General features: G+C 73.5%; 16 protein-coding genes. 7 read left to right on the top strand and 9 right to left on the bottom strand.

Features of this window, described 5'->3' with window-relative positions:
* Positions 1–10 precede the first annotated feature (10 nt).
* On the top strand, positions 11–2533 hold the full coding sequence (locus ABGB17_RS11130) for a GH116 family glycosyl-hydrolase (protein WP_347628171.1): 2523 nt from the start codon (positions 11–13) through the stop codon (positions 2531–2533).
* 19 nt (positions 2534–2552) lie between these two features.
* Here ABGB17_RS11130 and ABGB17_RS11125 read toward each other — a convergent pair whose 3' ends face one another.
* The 5 genes from ABGB17_RS11125 to ABGB17_RS11105 all read right to left on the bottom strand — a co-directional run bounded on the left by ABGB17_RS11125 (position 2553) and on the right by ABGB17_RS11105 (position 6744).
* Positions 2553–2933 (bottom strand): DUF488 family protein, encoded by a 381-nt coding sequence (locus ABGB17_RS11125; protein ID WP_347628169.1) that lies wholly within the window; start codon positions 2931–2933, stop codon positions 2553–2555.
* Between the two features lie 78 nt (positions 2934–3011).
* Positions 3012–3977, bottom strand: a complete 966-nt coding sequence (locus ABGB17_RS11120) for an alcohol dehydrogenase catalytic domain-containing protein (protein WP_347628167.1) — start codon at positions 3975–3977, stop codon at positions 3012–3014.
* 43 nt (positions 3978–4020) lie between these two features.
* On the bottom strand, positions 4021–4926 hold the full coding sequence (locus ABGB17_RS11115) for an SMP-30/gluconolactonase/LRE family protein (protein ID WP_347628165.1): 906 nt from the start codon (positions 4924–4926) through the stop codon (positions 4021–4023).
* Positions 4927–4968: 42 nt separating this feature from the next.
* Positions 4969–6150, bottom strand: a complete 1182-nt coding sequence (locus tag ABGB17_RS11110) for a hypothetical protein (protein WP_347628163.1) — start codon at positions 6148–6150, stop codon at positions 4969–4971.
* 123 nt (positions 6151–6273) lie between these two features.
* Positions 6274–6744: an alpha/beta hydrolase-fold protein gene (locus tag ABGB17_RS11105; RefSeq protein ID WP_347628161.1), complete on the bottom strand. Its 471-nt coding sequence runs from the start codon at positions 6742–6744 to the stop codon at positions 6274–6276.
* 203 nt (positions 6745–6947) lie between these two features.
* Between ABGB17_RS11105 and ABGB17_RS11100 the strand changes: the two genes are divergently transcribed.
* The 6 genes from ABGB17_RS11100 to ABGB17_RS11075 are packed head-to-tail and all read left to right on the top strand — an operon-like array spanning position 6948 to position 11481.
* Positions 6948–7172 (top strand): hypothetical protein, encoded by a 225-nt coding sequence (locus ABGB17_RS11100; protein ID WP_347628159.1) that lies wholly within the window; start codon positions 6948–6950, stop codon positions 7170–7172.
* On the top strand, positions 7169–7750 hold the full coding sequence (locus tag ABGB17_RS11095; protein ID WP_347628157.1) for an RNA polymerase sigma factor: 582 nt from the start codon (positions 7169–7171) through the stop codon (positions 7748–7750). Before ABGB17_RS11100 ends, ABGB17_RS11095 begins: the two co-directional genes overlap by 4 nt.
* On the top strand, positions 7747–8571 hold the full coding sequence (locus tag ABGB17_RS11090; protein ID WP_347628155.1) for a zf-HC2 domain-containing protein: 825 nt from the start codon (positions 7747–7749) through the stop codon (positions 8569–8571). The genes ABGB17_RS11095 and ABGB17_RS11090 overlap by 4 nt, the downstream gene beginning before the upstream one ends.
* Positions 8568–9425: an ABC transporter ATP-binding protein gene (locus ABGB17_RS11085; RefSeq protein WP_347628153.1), complete on the top strand. Its 858-nt coding sequence runs from the start codon at positions 8568–8570 to the stop codon at positions 9423–9425. The genes ABGB17_RS11090 and ABGB17_RS11085 overlap by 4 nt, the downstream gene beginning before the upstream one ends.
* Entirely contained in the window at positions 9422–10858 is a 1437-nt protein-coding gene (locus ABGB17_RS11080) for a hypothetical protein (RefSeq protein ID WP_347628151.1), read from the top strand. Before ABGB17_RS11085 ends, ABGB17_RS11080 begins: the two co-directional genes overlap by 4 nt.
* Entirely contained in the window at positions 10858–11481 is a 624-nt protein-coding gene (locus ABGB17_RS11075; RefSeq protein WP_347628149.1) for a hypothetical protein, read from the top strand. Before ABGB17_RS11080 ends, ABGB17_RS11075 begins: the two co-directional genes overlap by 1 nt.
* 8 nt (positions 11482–11489) lie before the next feature.
* Here ABGB17_RS11075 and ABGB17_RS11070 read toward each other — a convergent pair whose 3' ends face one another.
* The 4 genes from ABGB17_RS11070 to ABGB17_RS11055 form a co-directional block, all read right to left on the bottom strand.
* A complete protein-coding gene (locus tag ABGB17_RS11070) occupies positions 11490–12083 on the bottom strand; it encodes a response regulator transcription factor (RefSeq protein WP_347628147.1) in 594 nt (197 codons plus the stop codon).
* A complete protein-coding gene (locus ABGB17_RS11065) occupies positions 12080–13255 on the bottom strand; it encodes a histidine kinase (protein WP_347628145.1) in 1176 nt (391 codons plus the stop codon). The genes ABGB17_RS11070 and ABGB17_RS11065 overlap by 4 nt, the downstream gene beginning before the upstream one ends.
* 122 nt (positions 13256–13377) lie before the next feature.
* Entirely contained in the window at positions 13378–14295 is a 918-nt protein-coding gene (locus ABGB17_RS11060; RefSeq protein WP_347628143.1) for an ABC transporter permease, read from the bottom strand.
* Positions 14292–15242 (bottom strand): ABC transporter ATP-binding protein, encoded by a 951-nt coding sequence (locus ABGB17_RS11055; protein WP_347628141.1) that lies wholly within the window; start codon positions 15240–15242, stop codon positions 14292–14294. Before ABGB17_RS11055 ends, ABGB17_RS11060 begins: the two co-directional genes overlap by 4 nt.
* Positions 15243–15322: the final 80 nt, after the last annotated feature.

The following is a 15322-nucleotide window of genomic DNA, read 5'->3' as shown; positions in this document are numbered from 1 at the left end:
AATCGATTTCATGATCAAGATCAGGCGGGGTGCTCCCCGTGAAGGGCAGGCGTCGGTGAGGCGGTACACCGGAGAGGCACGGCGCGCGGTCGCGTTCCCGCTCGGCGGTTTCGGCACCGGACACGTGGCTCTCGGCGGCGACGGCGCGCTGCGCCAGTGGCAGCTCTCCGGGGTGGCCAACCACCTCGGGTTCCTGCCCGACAGCTTCTTCGCGCTGCGGGTCTCCTCGACCGAGCCGCCGGCGGACACCGTCCGGCTGCTGCGCTCGGCCCCGCTGCCGCCGCACGAGCGCCCGGCGCCGAACGTCTCCGACGCCGAGGTGCCGGACGCCGGGCACCTGCCGTCATGGCCGCCGGTGACCACCACCGAGTTCCGCGCCGCGTACCCGTTCGCCGAGGTGACGTACCTGGACGAAGAGCTTCCCGTCGCCGTGTCGCTGTCGGCGTTCACCCCGTTCGTGCCGCTCGACGCGGACGCCAGCTCCCTGCCCCTGGTGCGCTACCGCTTCACCGTGACCAACACCGGCGGCGAGTTCCGCCACGGCTGGCTGCTCGGCACGCTGCAGAACGCGGTCGGCTGGGACGGCGTCACCCCGATCGAGGGCACGCGCGGCGCGGGCTACGGCGGCAACGTCAACCGCCTGCTGCGGCGGCCCGGCCAGACCGGTGTGCTCATGGACAACCCGGGCCTCACCGAGGACGACCCGGCGTACGGCGAGATGCTGCTGTGGACCGACGGCCCGGCCGCCGCGCTGCCCCGGGCGGCCGGCACCGAGGCGATGCTGCGCTTCGTGGAGACCGCGAAGCTGGTGACCCCGGTGCAACTCGGCGACTTCAGCGAGGCCGCCCTGCGCGCTGCGGTCGCCGACGGGGTGTCGCCGATGCGGGCACCCTCGGGGCCGAGCCTTCCCGGGCACACCTGGGACGCCGCCGTCGCGGTCGCGTTCGCGCTGGCCCCCGGGGAGACGACGACGATCGATTTCGTGCACACCTGGTGGTTCCCCAACAGGTACGCGGACTTCGACCGGTTCGGCCCGGCCCGGTCGTACGGCCGCAGCCGGTTCTGGGTGGGCAACCACTACGCCCGCCGGTTCGGCGGCGCGCTCGACGTGCTCGACACCTATCTCGCCGACCGGGAGTACCTGGACGGCGCGTCGCGGACGTGGGCCGACGCGGTGGCCGGCAGCGACCTGCCGGAGCCGATCCGGGACGCGATCTCCGCGCAGGGCGCCCTCGTGCGCTCCCCCAGCCTGTTCCGCACCGCCGACGGGCACACGTTCGGCTTCGAGGGCACACTCGGGGCGTCCACCCGCAACTGGAACGGCGACGCCGGCGGCTCGTGCCCGCTGAACTGCAACCATGTGTTCAACTACGAGCAGGCGCTCGCCCGGGTCTTCCCCGAGCTCGGCCGCGACATGCGGGACACCGAGTTCTCGGTGCAGGCCCCCGACGGCTCGCTGCCGCACCGGGTGGTGCTGCCGCTGTACCTGCCCCAGTTGCACGACGTCGCGATCGGCGGCCCCGAGCGGCCCGCCCTGGACGGCATGCTCGGCGCGGTGCTCAAGACCTACCGCTCGGTGCTCGACGGCGCCGGCCCGGGCTGGCTGCGTGGCCACTGGCCCGCGCTGCTCCGCCTCATGGACCACATCACCACGACCTGGGACCCCGACGGCGACGGTGTGCTCCAGGGCGACCAGCCCGTCACGTACGACATCAGCCTGCACGGCCCCAACATGTTCGTCGGCGGCCTGTGGCTGGCCGCGCTCCAGGCGATGCGCGCGATGGCCGAGCTGGTGGACCCGCCCGCGGCGCCGTCCTACGCCGCCCGCTTCGCCACCGCCCGCGACACCTACGACAAACTGCTCTGGAACGGCGAGTACTACGCCCAGCCCGTCACCGACGAGCCGCACGACTTCGGCCAGGGCTGCCTGTCCGACCAGCTCCTCGGCCAGTGGTGGGCCCACCAGCTCGGCCTCGGCCACATCCTCCCCCCGGACCGCGTCCGCACCGCCCTCGCCTCGATCGTCCGCCACAACCTCCGCACCGGCTTCACCGAACACGGCTACCGCGTCTTCGCCGACGGCACGGAGACCGGCCTGGTCGTCTGCGCCTGGCCTCACGGCGGCCGCCCCGCCGTCCCCCTGCGCTACTGCGACGAGGTCTGGACCGGCGTCGAGTACCAGGTGGCCGCCCACTGCCTCTACGAGGGCCTGACCACCGAGGCCCTGCGCATCGTCGAGGCCATCCAGGCCCGCCACGACGGCACCCGCCGCAACCCGTTCAACGAGATCGAATGCGGCGACCACTACGTGAGAGCCATGTCCGGCTGGTCCCTGCTGAACGCCTACACCGGCTTCACCTACGACGCCCCCACCCGCCGCGTCACCGTCGCGCACCGCCCCGGCCGCCACCCCTTCGTCGCCGGCACCGCCTGGGGCACCGTCACGGTGACCGAAGACGGCACGGCCACCATCGAGGTCCTCGGCGGCGAACTGCCCGCGGACCTGACCGTCGAATCCGCCTGGCTGCCCTGACGCGGGCCGGGTGCGGCGGTCAGCGGGGTGAGGTCGTCAGGTAGTGGGAGAGCACGGTGGCGTTGTTCATGGTGGGGTGCTTGGCGGCGTGGAGGAGCGTGATTCTCGGGTGTTCGGCGGCCAGGCGGAGGAGGGAGGCCACGGCGGGGTTGTCGTCGAGTTCGGCGGTGTATTTCCGAGCGAACTCCTCAAAACGGTCGGAGCGGTGGGCGAACCACTGGCGGAGGGCGGTGCTGGGGGCGATGTCCTTCAGCCAGAGGTCCACCTGGGCCTTCTCCTTGGTCAGGCCGCGGGGCCAGAGGCGGTCCACCAGCACGCGATGGCCGTCCTCCGGGGCAGGAGGGTCGTAGACATGCTTGGTCGGCCAGGGCGTCTCGGCGCCGGGATCCGTACCTGACATGTCTCACCTCGCGACCGGCCGTACCCGGGGGTAGGTGGCGCCACACCGGCGCTTTCGACGGGGGGTCGACGTGACGCGTCAGCGGCGGGGGTCCACGTGGATCTTGGGGGCGCCGGTGGGCGGGCGGTCGCCGGACAGGACGGCGGCGGTCTGCGCGAGGGGGACCGTGGCGGCGACGAGGGGGCGGGGGTCCACGGCGCCGGAGGCGTACAGGGCGATGGTGTCGGCGAGGGCGCCGGAGCCGCTGAGGACGCCGACGGCCGTGACGTCCTTCAGGACGATGGCACGGGTGTCGAGCAGGCTGGGGTCCGCGGACAGGCCGATGTAGACCACGCGGCGACCCGGCTCGACCAGGTCGGCGGCGAGGGCGGGCAGGCCCGGGGCGTTGGAGGCGTCGACCACGGCGTCCCAGCGCAGGGACGGCAGCGTGTCCCGGGTCCACACGTGCCGGAAACCGAGGGAGCGGGCGAAGGCCAGGGACGGCTCGGTGGCGCCGAGCAGGTGCACCTCGGCGCCCCGCGCGGCGGCCGTCTGGGCGGCCAGCAGGCCGATGGTGCCGGGGCCCAGCACCAGCAGGCGCTCCCCCGGCGCCAGGGCGGCGGCGCGGACGGCGCGCAGGGCGTTGGCGCCGGGTTCGACCAGCGCGCCGAGCGTCGCGTCCACCGCGGCGGGCAGCGCGTGCAGGGCCGTCACCGGGACGGGGAGCCGCTCGGCCAGGGCGCCGGGGCGGCCGTTCCTGATGCCGATCTCGTACCGGTCGGCGCAGACGTGGTGACGCCCCGCGGCGCAGCGCCCGCAACGTCCGCAGCCGAGCATCGTGTCTCCGGTGACACGGCGGCCGAGCCACGACGGATCCACACCCTCGCCGAGCGCGCTCACCACGCCGCACCACTCGTGGCCGATGCGCAGCGGGTAGCGGGCCTGGCCGGTGTGCAGGTAGGACATCGCGCCGGAGAAGAACTCGGCGTCCGTGCCGCACAACCCCACCCGCTCGACGTCCACCACCACCTCCCCGCGCGGCGGGACGGGCGCCGGCACGTCCATGACGGCACCCCGGCGGGGCGCGGTGACGACGAAGGCGCGCACGCTAGCCGCCGGACCACTGGCGGGGCGGCAGGCCCGTGGTGCCGGGGTCGGCGAGGAAGAGGCGGCCGGAGTCGGGGTACTCGGCCCGTTGCTCCTCGGTGAGGCCGAAGGCGGCGGTGGTGATGAGCAGCCGGTCGCCGACGAACGCCATGCTGGTGGTGTGGGGGGCGGGCACGTCCACGACCCCGGCGAGCACGCCGTCCGGGGTGTACCTGCGGACCTGGCCGCCGCCCCAGACGGCGACCCAGACGTGGTCCTCGGCGTCCACGCACAGGCCGTCGGGCAGGCCGCCGGCGAGGTGGAGCCACTCGCGGCGGGGGCCGACGGCGCCGGTGGCGGCGTCGTACGGGCGGGCCCAGACACGGCCGGGCAGGGTGTCGACGCTGTACAGCACAGTGCCGTCGGCGCTCCACGCGAGGCCGTTGGACAGGGCGAGGTCGTCGTCGAGCACGGTGACGCGTCCGTCCCTTTCCACACGCACGAGCACCTCGGTGGTGCCGGCGGCCTCCTCGTCCAGGGTCATGCTGCCGACGAGGAAGGCGCCCGCGGGGTCGCAGGCGCCGTCGTTGAGGCGGCGGCCGGAGCCGGGCGGCAGGATCACCGGGCCGGAGACGCGGGCGCCCTCCGTGGTCACGGTGACCAGGGCGTGCGTGCCGGCGACGAGCAGGTCCCCGGACGGTGCGACGGCGACCGCGCCGGCCGTCCGGTCCACGTGGTGGGAGCCGGTGCACACGATGCGGTCGCCGTCGAGGCGGCCCTCGTGGACGGTGCCCGCGTCGATGTCCACCCACAGCACGCGGTCGCGTGCCGGGTCCCAGACGGGGCCCTCACCGAGGCCGAAGACCTCGGCGGAGGCGACCGCGGCGGGCCATCGCGGGACGGCGTCTATTACGTCATGAGGGGACATTCGCCACATATTAGGCGTCGGATGATCGGTTGGAGAAGAGCGTCAGCCGGAGCCGCCGAGGACGAAGGTGTGCCAGGTGAGGCCGTCCAGGGAGACCTTGTACTCGCCCGGCCCCCCGTCGTGGGACCACACGTAGCCGATCGGTGTCCAGGTCACCGTGCCGGGCGTGGGGCCGCCGGCGGTCTTGCTGAACGTCCGGCCACCGTCCTCGCTGCGGTAGACGCCGTCCTCGGCGTGCAGGATGAGGGTGCCGGCCGGGGTGACGACCACGTCGGCGAGGACCGAACGGGGGTCCCTGCCGGGGCGGAACGACCAGACGCGCTCCCAGGTTCGGCCGTTGTCGGTGCTGCGGTGAATGGCGCGCAGGCCGTTCTTGACCACCTCCTCCGGGGGGAGCTGGCCGCGCTCCACCGCGTAGAGGACGGTGCCGGAGTCCACGACGCGCAGGCCCCAGGTGTCCTCGCGGCCCGGGCCCTGGAGAGCGCGGGTCTGCCAGGTGCGCCCGGCGTCGTGGGTGACGGCCAGGGCGGGCAGGCGGGTGGCGGGGTCCACACCGGACACCCAGCGGGCGCCGTCCCGGCTGGTGCCTGCGGGGACGAGGACACCGGTGAGGGCGGGCTGGGTGGCCAGGGCACGGTGCTCGCCGGTGCCCGGCATGACGAGCGCGAGGCGGGACTCGACGCAGCCACCGTCCTCGATGCCCCGGCAGTCCGTGACGAGGAGAGCACCGGGCGGGACGGCGTCCACGGTGCCCTTCACCTCGGTGGTGCCGCGGGTCCACGTCCGCGCGCCGTCGGCGGTGACCCAGGTGCGGTCGGGGTCCCTGCCGGTGCCCACCGTCACGAGCGCCTGACCCGGGGCGAGGGCCCGGATGTCCGCGGTGATGCCGTCGTCGCCGGTGATGTCAGGCAGGGGCGAGCGGCGCAGGTGCCAGCGCCCGTCCTCCAGCACCCCGATGTGCTGGCGGCAGCGCTGCCCGGCGGTGCCCTGCTCGCCCTCACACTCGGCGAGCAGCACGAAGGCGCTGTCCGCGCCGGCGAAGGTCACGAAGACGGCCTGCCCGGGCAGGCCGTCGCCGGACGGCACACGGGGCGGCGCCGGGGCCGTCGCCGCCGGCGTGACGACCGGCACCGCCTTCGGCGCGGCTTCCGGCGCCGGGGCGCACGCGGCGAGGACCGCGGCGACGGCTAGAGCGATGACGGGTGGCCTCGCGTGGTCACGCATGGGGTCTCCCTAAGGTGCGGCCTCTCCTGTCACTTACCGCCCCAGGCGCGCCGAAGTTCCGGGCCCCGGATTGCGCGAGTACGTTCAGCGTCACCGGTCCCACCGTCCCGCGAGCCCCCGAGCTCAAGGAAGAAGCAGAGGAAGGGCCTTCTCCAACGAGGCGATCCAGTAGGGCCAGGTGTGGGTGCCGGGCCCGTAGAAGTCCTTGGTCAGGGGAACACCGGCCTTCTCCGCGGCTTCGGCGAAGTTCGTGTTCTGCCGGTGGATACCGGCCTCCACCCAGTCGTACGTCGCGTCACCCCCGTCCAGGAGACCGGGGTCGCCGTCGCCGGTGGAGGCGTACAGACGGATCCCTCCCAGCCGGGAGACCTGGTCGGCGGGATTGTGCGGCGGCCAGTCCGAAGGCGGTCCCCAGACGGCGTCGGTGGATTCACCCTTGCTCTGGAAGAAGGACTGGTACCCACCCACGTCGGCGCGAATGTCCAGCACACCGGAAAGCGAGGCGGCGGCTTCGAAGACGCCCGGATGGCGGGCGGCGTACATGAAAGCGCCGTGCCCCCCCCATGGAGTACCCGACGACAGAACGCCGGTCACCCACCCCGTAACGGGGCTCCACGAGACCTCGCACCTCAGTCATGTGAAAGGTCTCCCACGCGGGCCCCTCCCGCCAATCGGTGTACCACCCCATCGGCCCGGCCTCGGGAACGATCACGACGACATCCAGCGAGGCGGTGAGTGCCGCCACCTCCCCCGTCCTCAGCCAGTCCCACCCACCACCGGCACAACAACTGTGAAGCATGGACAACGCACGCCAGCCCGTGGACCCGCGCGTCCACGTCACCGGCCTCATCACCCACACCGAACGCCGCGCCCCTGTGGCCGGCGACCCCACCGTCAGCCTGTCGATACGTTCGTCCACCTTCTCCACCGCCAAGAGGAAGGACTCGTCCATGGCGGGATATTCGGATTCTGCCGCATATGACGAACCTGGCACACGCCACGCTGCGATAGACATGGTGTGAAGCGATTATTTCGCAGCCGGCAAGCGCATTCCCCTCCGCCGGACGTGGAGGACGACGTCGCCCTGCTGGCCGCCGCGGCCGAGGGCAGGGTCGAGGCCCTGCGAACCCTCCACACACGGCACGCGCCGTGGCTGCGGATGCGGCTGTCCCGCAGGTGCCCCGACGACGACATCGTCGACGAGGCGATCCAGGACACCTTCCTGGCGATCTGGAACAGCGCCGGCCGCTACGCGCCGTCGCGGGGAGAGCCGGCGGCCTGGATGTGGACGATCGCGGTCCGCCGGCTGGTCTCGCTGCTGCGCGGACGCGGGAACCGCTGGATCGGCTCCGGTGTGCCGCTTGAGGACGTCCAGGTGCCTGAGGGCTCGGTGGAGGACGTCGTCATGCTCAAACTGGGGCACGGTGACCTCGCCACCGCGCTCCAGCGCCTCTCGCCCGAACTGCGGGCGGCACTCCAGGCGACCGTCCTCGACGGGCTGACCGTGCGCGAGGCCGCGATCCTCCTCGGTATCCCTCAGGGCACCGTGAAGACCCGTGTGATGAGGGCCAAAGCGCGACTTCGGGAGCATCTCGCATGAGCGGAACCTGGCACGTCGACACCGATCTGCTGGAACGCTACGTGTCGAGCCGGCTCGACCCGGTGACCTCGATGTCCATCGAGACGCACCTGACCCGGTGTGAACGATGCCGGAACACCCTGCCCCGTGAGGACGCGTGGCTGTCACGTTCCTGGGCCGCCATCGAGGACACGATCGGCAGGCCGCGGCTCACCGTCATCGAGCGCACGCTGCGCCGGCTCGGCGTCCCCGAGCACATGGCACGGCTGCTGGCGGCCACCCCGATGCTCAGCCGGGCGTGGCTCTTGGGGGTCGCCGCGGTGCTGACGTTCGCCGTCGCGGCCGCGCACTGGGCACCCGCCCATCCCGCGGCGCTGCTGCCCTTCCTCGTGGCGGCTCCGGTGTCGCCCCTGGTCGGGGTGGCGATCGCCTACGCCCCCCGGATCGACGCGGCCCACGAGATGCTCGCCGCCACCCCCATGGCGGGGAGCCGGCTCCTGCTGGTGCGCACCGGCGCCGTGCTGGTCACCGCGACGCCCCTGGCCGCGGCGACGATGCCGTTCCTCCCGGCCCCACCGGTGGTGACGGTCGCCTGGTTGTGCCCGGGGCTGGCGCTCGTCACGGCCTGCCTCGCGCTGTCCGTCCGCGTTCCGGTGCGGACCGCCGCGCCGCTGCTCGTGGTGGCATGGCTCATCGGGGTGTTCGCCGCCGGCCAGTTCACCGGCGACCGTCTGCTGCCGTTCCAGCCGCCGGCGCAGATGGTGTACGGCACCACGGCCGCGGTACTCGCCGTCTTCGTCTACCTGCGGCGCAGCCGCCTCGACGCGGGAGGGACCCGTTGACCACAACCGTCAGCGTTCACGAGCTGACCAAGACCTTCGGCCGGGTCAAGCCGCTCGACGGGCTCAGCTTGGACTTCGGACCGGGAGTCACCGGGCTGCTCGGCCCGAACGGCGCCGGGAAGACGACACTGCTGCGCTGCCTGGCCACCACCCTCGCCCCCGACCGCGGAGACATCCGTGTCCTCGGCCTGGACATCGCCGACCGTGAGCAGCGCACCGAGGCGCGCCGCCGTCTCGGCTACCTGCCGCAGGAGCCGGGATTCTTCACCCGCTTCACGGCGTTCGAGCTGCTGGACTACATCGCGATTCTCAAAGAGATGACCGACCGGCGCCACCGGCACGGCGAGGTGCGGCGCGTGCTGGCGGAGGTGGACCTGGCCGACCGCGCCACGACCCGGATCCGCAAGCTGTCCGGCGGCATGCGGCAACGGCTCGCCCTGGCTCAGGCTCTGCTCGGCGAGCCGGAGCTCCTCGTGCTCGACGAGCCCACCGTCGGCCTGGACCCCGAGCAGCGGATGCGCTTCCGCGCGTTGATCTCCCGGCTGGGCGAGAGCCGCACAGTGCTGCTGTCCACCCACCAGACCGAGGACGTGGCCGCCCTGTGCGAGCGGGTCATCACGATGAAGGACGGCCAGGTGGTGTTCGACGGCACTCCGGCCGGCCTCACCGCCGGCGCCGCGGGGCTGGTCTGGCAGTCGGCCGAGCGGCCGCACGCGGGGCTGTTCTGGCGGACGTCCGAGGGGATGTACCGCACCCTCGGGCAGCGGCCGGCGGGAGCGGAACCCGCCGACCCCACGATCGAGGACGGCTACCTGCTCGCCCTCGACACCTCCTCCACGGCGACCGCCGCATGAGGACGGCCCTCGCCCTCTTCGAGGTCAGACGCCTGCTGCGCTCTCCCCTGCTGTGGGCCGCGGCGGCGCTCGCGGTGACGTGGCGGGCCACGATGACATGGCAGATGATGCCGAACTGGTCGCTGGAGGCGGTGCACACCGCCACGGCGACCCTCATCGTCGGCGCCGCGGCCCTCGTGGCCGCCAACCTGGTCACCACGCGCGACCGCCGCGACGGCATACGGGAGGCACTGGCCGCACTGCCGGTGCGCGCGCCGGCCCGTACCTCGGCGGCGGTCGTCGCCACCTGCGCGGTCGCCGTCCTCGGCGCGACCGCGGCGACCCTTCTCCTGCTGGCCACCCTGTCGGTCGATGCCGTGCCCGCCGGCCGCCTCGACGTCTACGAACTGTGCGGCGGTGTCGCCGCGGTGGCGCTCGCGGCGGCCCTCGGGGTCGCCCTCGGGCGCTGGATCCCGCACCCCATGGCACCTCTGGTGGCGATCTTCCTGCTCGGCATGGCCATGATCGTAGGAGCGGGCGGCCGGCTGCTCCCGGTGGTGTTCGTGTGGGACATGCCGGTCCACCTGTCCCGGCCCTCCGGCCTGCACGTGGTGTACGTCTGCGCCCTGGTCGTGCTCGCCGGCGCCGCCGCCCTCCTGCGGTACGGGCCCCGGCCGGCGCGCGTCACGGCCGCCGTCACGGCCCTGGCCGTGGCGGCCGGCGTGACGACGGCCACGGCGGGAGAGGCCCAGGACGTCCCGGCGGCCACCCAGCACTGCGAGCGCCGCGGCGATCTCACCTATTGCGCCTTCCCCGGCTACGAGCCGTGGATCGCGCTGTGGGCCGGTGCGGTGGAACCGGTGGCGAGGGCCCTCCCTCCGGCGGCGCGGGCTCACCTGCCGCAGATCAGGCAGCGCGCCGGCGGGGACATGGAGTTCTACCTGCCGCAGGCCGACGCCGACCGTTCGGTACGGCCGGGGCAGACGTGGGGACGCAACGGCGGGGAGACCGCCTACCGCAGGACCCTCGCGGCGCGGACGGCCGCGGCGATCACCGGGCTGCCGTGGGGCGGCAGGAACTCGCAGGTCGACAGTCTGTCCTGCGACGCCCGCGACCAGGCCCGGACCGTCGTCGCGCTCTGGCTGGCCGGTCACACCGCCGCGCAGCGACTCCCCGTCGACGTCGAGATCATCAGGAAGTTCGGCAACCGGCGCGTCGGGACCATGGGCAGGTCCGACATGGGCTGGGTGGACTACAGCGCGGCCGAACTGGAGTACTCCCGCCACCTGCTGGCCCGGCCCGGCGCGCGTCAAGCCGTCTGGGAGCACTGGGACCGGCTCCTCGACCCGCGGACGACCGTCCGGCAGGCTCTGCCGCTGCTCGGCCTCCGGCCTCTCCCCGCCACGTACTCGGCACTGCCCGCCGACCGGATGCGCGAGGAGGCGTGCCCCTGATGCGTGTCGCCAGACTGATGCTCCGGCCGCTGGCACGAACGATCGATTGGACCCCGCTGGCGGTCTCGGCGCTGCTCACCGTTCCCCTCGCCTTGTTCGCCGGCGCCGGCGCGGACCCCGGGCCGGCCCTGTACTACGCGGTCGTCCTGCTCAGGCTCTCCGCGATACTGATCGGCGCCGCCGCGGGATTCGTGCTGGTGGATCCCCTGGCAGCCGGTACGGGGCCGGTGCCGGTGCCCCGCTGGTTACGCCAGGGGGTGCGCGCGCTTCTCGGCGTCGCCGCCGGGACCCTGATCTGGGCCTGCGTCTTCACGGTGGTGCGGTCGCGGCTCCCCGGCGTGCCGCTGCCCTTGGCGGGGCTCGCCGCCGAGGCGGGGGTGTGCCTGGCCCTCGCGCTCGCCTGCACGGCGTCCACCCTGCGCCGGTATCCCGACCGGCCGGCGGCGCTGGTGGGGGCGGTGGTCCTGTCCGGTGTCCTCGCGGCCACGCTGTTCCTGCGCGGAGACGCCTCCCCATGGATCATGCCGGGAGAGCCGGGCTGGGAGGAGGTCCATCGGGTCTGGCTCGCCGTGTCGCCGCTGCCCGTCATCTGGCTGGCCGTCGCCAACAGGGATCTGCGGTGAACGCCGGCTCACAGCCAGCCCTTCTCCTGGGCGGTGCGGATGGCCGTGATGCGGTTGGCGGCGCCGAGTTTGGTGATGGCGCTGGAGAGATAGTTGCGGACGGTGCCTTCGGTGAGGTGCAGGGATTGGGCGATCTCGGTGACGGAGGCGCCGGTGGCGGCGGAGCGGAGGGCGGCGCGTTCCCGGTCGGTCAGGGGGTTGTCGCCGGCCATCATGGCTGTGGCGGTCAGTTCGGGGTCGAGGTAGCGGCCGCCGGTGTGGACCTTGCGGATGGCGGTGGCGAGTTCGTCGGCGGGGGCGTCCTTGGGGAGGAAGCCGCGTACGCCGGCGGCGAGGGCTCTGCGCAGGTAGCCGGGGCGGCCGAAGCTGGTGAGGATGACGACGGCGCGGCCCGGCAGTGCGTCGGCGACGGTGAGGCCGTCCATGCCGGGCATCTCGATGTCGAGCACCACCACGTCGGGGTCGTGCTCGGCGACGGCGCCGGCCACCTCGTCGCCGCGGGCCACCTGGGCCACCACCTCCAGGTCGGGTTCCAGGGCGAGGAGCGTGGCGATGGCGGCGCGCACGAGGTGCTCGTCGTCGGCCAGCAGGACCCGGATCACGGCGCCCCTCGGAGGGGGACGACCGCCGACAGCAGGAAACGGCCGCCGTCGCCACGGGCGGTGAGCACGCCGCCGAGTGACGCGACACGCTCGGTCAGGCCGGCGAGGCCGCTGCCGCTCCCGGCGGACGGGCCGTCCGCTCCGTCGTTGGCCATCTCCAGCACCGCCTTCCCGTCCCGTACGGCGAGCCCGATGCGGCACTCGCCGGCCTTGCTGTGCCGCAGCACGTTGGTCGTGCCCTCCCGCACCACCCAGGCCAGCACGGTGGCGACGTCCTGCGGCAGGCCGTCCGGCACCGGGTCGAGGGCGCACCGGATGCCGCCCGCCTCGAGGACGGCCCGCACGCTGCGCAGCTCCGCGGCGAGGTCGACCGTACGATACCCGCGCACCGCGCCGCGCAGCTCGTGCAGCGACTGCCGGGCGAGGACGCGCACCTCGGCCATCTCGGCGGCGGCCCGCCCGCCGTCGGTGGCGGCCAGCCTGGTTGCGACCTCACTCTTGACGGCGATCGCGGACAAGCTGTGCCCCACGAGGTCGTGCAGGTCACGGGCGAAGCGGAGCCGTTCCTCGGTGACGGCGAGCCGGGCGCGGGCCTCCTCGCCCTCCTCTGCGGCCCGGACGACCTCCCAGAGCCACAGCTGGAACCGGTTGGCCCAGGAGATCGCCGTGGCGAGGAAACCCAGGGTGACCAGCAGGCCGGGCTCGGGGAAGCCGCGGGAGACGAGCACCGCGGACGCCACGGTCGAGACCACGCAGATGAGGACGGCGGCCGACGTGCTGACGCCGAGCACCGCCACGGCCGCCCACGCCGGCCCGAGCAGCCCCCAGGTCCATTCCTCGCCGTCCTGGGTGAGGATCAACACGACGGTGACCACCCCGGCGAGCACGATGTCCCACCGCGCGCGGCGCCCGGCCACGGCGGCGAGCATGGCCCGGACGTACAGGACGCTGAACAACGCCAGGCCCGCCACCCCGGCGATCATGACGGGGGTCAGGGTCCCGCCGTTCTGCCGGCCGATGTCCCCGAGGCCCGCCAGCGGGCCGCCCCAGGCGGCCATCACGGTGCCGGTCAGCGTCCAGAGAGTGACCCGGCGCACCCGCTCCGAGCGGGAACGCTTGTGCCGGCCGGACGGCCACAGCCCGATCGCCCGCAACCGCTGGTCCATGTTCATGCTGCCGCCACGCCAGCCCCATTTTCCGCACATCGCCCTCGACGACCTGGACGGATCACTCACCGTACCGAATAACACAGAACACCTGACCAGGGACATTCGGGCTCGTGCGGAAAACAGGGCTAGCCGCGCTTGGGGTCCCAGCGGAACAGGACTTTCGCCGCGATCGCGGCGATCAGCAGCCACGCGGCCAGCACACCGAGGGACGGCAGCGCGGCCAGCCACTGCCCGGCGACGGTCAGCTTCCCTCCCGCGCCGCCGATGAAGTCCGCGCCGAGAATGGCGGTGCGGGTGATCTCGACGATCGGGGTGGCGGGGACGAACTCGGCGGGCACCGCCAGTTGCGGGGGCTGCGCGGACAGCGGCGTGAACAGCGGCGCGCCGATCATGACGACGAAGAGCACGGGCAGCACGGTGACCTGGGCGTGCTCGGTGGTGCGGGTGAGACCGGAGCACGCGGCGGCGAGCAGCGTGAAGACGGCGGCGCCGAGCACCGCGGCGACCAGCAGCAGCGGGATGTTCGCGGGAACCGGGCCGTCCACGGCCCGGAGCCACGCCAGGACCAGCCCCGTCTGGACGAGCTGCACGGCCAGGCCGCCGAGGGCCGCGCCGCCGAGGATGCCCACCGCGGAGACCTGCCCGCCCCTGAGCCGCCGCAGCACCAGCTCCTCGCGCCGCGCGGTGAAGGTGTTGACGAGGTTGACGAAGACGGCGAACAACGGCAGCAGCCCCGGCAGGCCGGTGAGCACGAACACCTCGGCGGGCAGGCCGGCGATCACGGCCTCCCCCGCGAGCGCGCTGAACATCCAGCCGAACAGCAGCGGCAGGAAGAGCACGGTGAACAGGGCCGTCTGGTTGCGGCCGAGTACCGTCAGTTCCAGCCGCGCGAGCCGCACGGAGTGCCTCACATCGGTGAGCATCGCCGATCCATGGGCCCGCGTGCCGACGGTGGACGTGGTCATCGGGCTTCCCTCGCCGTCGTGGCCGATCGTGGACGTGGTCATCGGGCCCCGCTCGCCTTCGCCGGTGGATGTGCTCATCGGGCGTCCCCCACCACGCGCAGGAACACGTCCTCCAGAGTTCCCTTGCGTATTTCGAGGCCGTGCAGGGTCAGGCGGTGCTCGTCGGCCCAGGCGAGGAGGGGACGCAGGGCGGCGTGGGCGCGGCCGGCGGGCGAGGTGCCGGTGAGGGTGTAGGTGACGGCGGCGCCGTCGCCGGAGCGGGCGATCTCGGCGGTGGTGTCCAGCAGGGACGGCGGCCCGCCGCGGGGCAGGCGCGGCAGCCGGAAGACGATGCGGTCGCCGGCCTCGGCCACCACCTCGTCGACGGTGCCGCGGACGTGGACGGTGCCCTCGTGCATGATCGCCAGGTGGTCGGCGAGGCGTTCCGCCTCCTCCAGGTAGTGCGTGGTCAGCAGCACCGTGGTGCCCGCGGCGCGCAGGCCCTTGATGACGTCCCAGGTGTCGCGGCGCGCCTCGGGGTCCATGCCGGTGGTGGGCTCGTCGAGGAACAGCAACTCGGGGCGGGACAACACGGCGAGCGCCAGGTCGAGGCGGCGCTTCTGCCCGCCGGACAACTGCCGCACCCGGGTCCGCGCCTTGCCCGCCAGGCCGACCGTCTCCAGGACGTCCCCGTCGGGCGGCCGCCCGACGTCGGCCGACAGACCACCCCAGACCCGCACGGTCTCCGCCACCGTCAGGTCGCCGACGAACCCGCCCTCCTGCAGCATGACCCCGACACGGGGCCGCAGCCGCCGCCGCTGCCGGTGCGGGTCGAGGCCGAGTACCCGGACGTCACCCTGCCGGGCCGGGCGCAGGCCCTCGAGCACGTCCATGGTCGTGGTCTTGCCCGCCCCGTTCGTGCCGAGCAGGGCGAACAGCTCACCCGGACGCACCGTGAACGAGATGCCGCGCACCGCCTCGAAGTCCCCGTACGCCTGGCGCAGGCCGTCCACTTCGACGGCGGGCCGGTCATGTGGTGTTCGCATGCGCCGATCGTCGCCGCCGGGGCCCCGCCGGCGGCAGTCGCCGTTATCACCGGGGCGATGTGGATCTCGCGCCGGAACGG

Source organism: Sphaerisporangium sp. B11E5, assembly GCF_039871875.1.
GTDB lineage: Bacteria > Actinomycetota > Actinomycetes > Streptosporangiales > Streptosporangiaceae > Sphaerisporangium.
Note: the sequence above shows the minus strand (reverse complement) of the source record. Positions and strands in the feature narration are given on the sequence as shown.

Bases quoted from the DNA above. Each gene is read 5' to 3' on its own strand.
- ABGB17_RS11130 (WP_347628171.1), top strand. From the start codon at position 11: ATGATCAAGATCAGGCGGGGTGCTCCCCGTGAAGGGCAGGCGTCGGTG.
- ABGB17_RS11125 (WP_347628169.1), bottom strand. From the start codon at position 2,933: ATGTCAGGTACGGATCCCGGCGCCGAGACGCCCTGGCCGACCAAGCAT.
- ABGB17_RS11120 (WP_347628167.1), bottom strand. From the start codon at position 3,977: ATGGACGTGCCGGCGCCCGTCCCGCCGCGCGGGGAGGTGGTGGTGGAC.
- ABGB17_RS11115 (WP_347628165.1), bottom strand. From the start codon at position 4,926: ATGTCCCCTCATGACGTAATAGACGCCGTCCCGCGATGGCCCGCCGCG.
- ABGB17_RS11110 (WP_347628163.1), bottom strand. From the start codon at position 6,150: ATGCGTGACCACGCGAGGCCACCCGTCATCGCTCTAGCCGTCGCCGCG.
- ABGB17_RS11100 (WP_347628159.1), top strand. From the start codon at position 6,948: ATGGACAACGCACGCCAGCCCGTGGACCCGCGCGTCCACGTCACCGGC.
- ABGB17_RS11090 (WP_347628155.1), top strand. From the start codon at position 7,747: ATGAGCGGAACCTGGCACGTCGACACCGATCTGCTGGAACGCTACGTG.
- ABGB17_RS11080 (WP_347628151.1), top strand. From the start codon at position 9,422: ATGAGGACGGCCCTCGCCCTCTTCGAGGTCAGACGCCTGCTGCGCTCT.
- ABGB17_RS11075 (WP_347628149.1), top strand. From the start codon at position 10,858: ATGCGTGTCGCCAGACTGATGCTCCGGCCGCTGGCACGAACGATCGAT.
- ABGB17_RS11065 (WP_347628145.1), bottom strand. From the start codon at position 13,255: ATGAACATGGACCAGCGGTTGCGGGCGATCGGGCTGTGGCCGTCCGGC.
- ABGB17_RS11060 (WP_347628143.1), bottom strand. From the start codon at position 14,295: ATGAGCACATCCACCGGCGAAGGCGAGCGGGGCCCGATGACCACGTCC.
- ABGB17_RS11055 (WP_347628141.1), bottom strand. From the start codon at position 15,242: ATGCGAACACCACATGACCGGCCCGCCGTCGAAGTGGACGGCCTGCGC.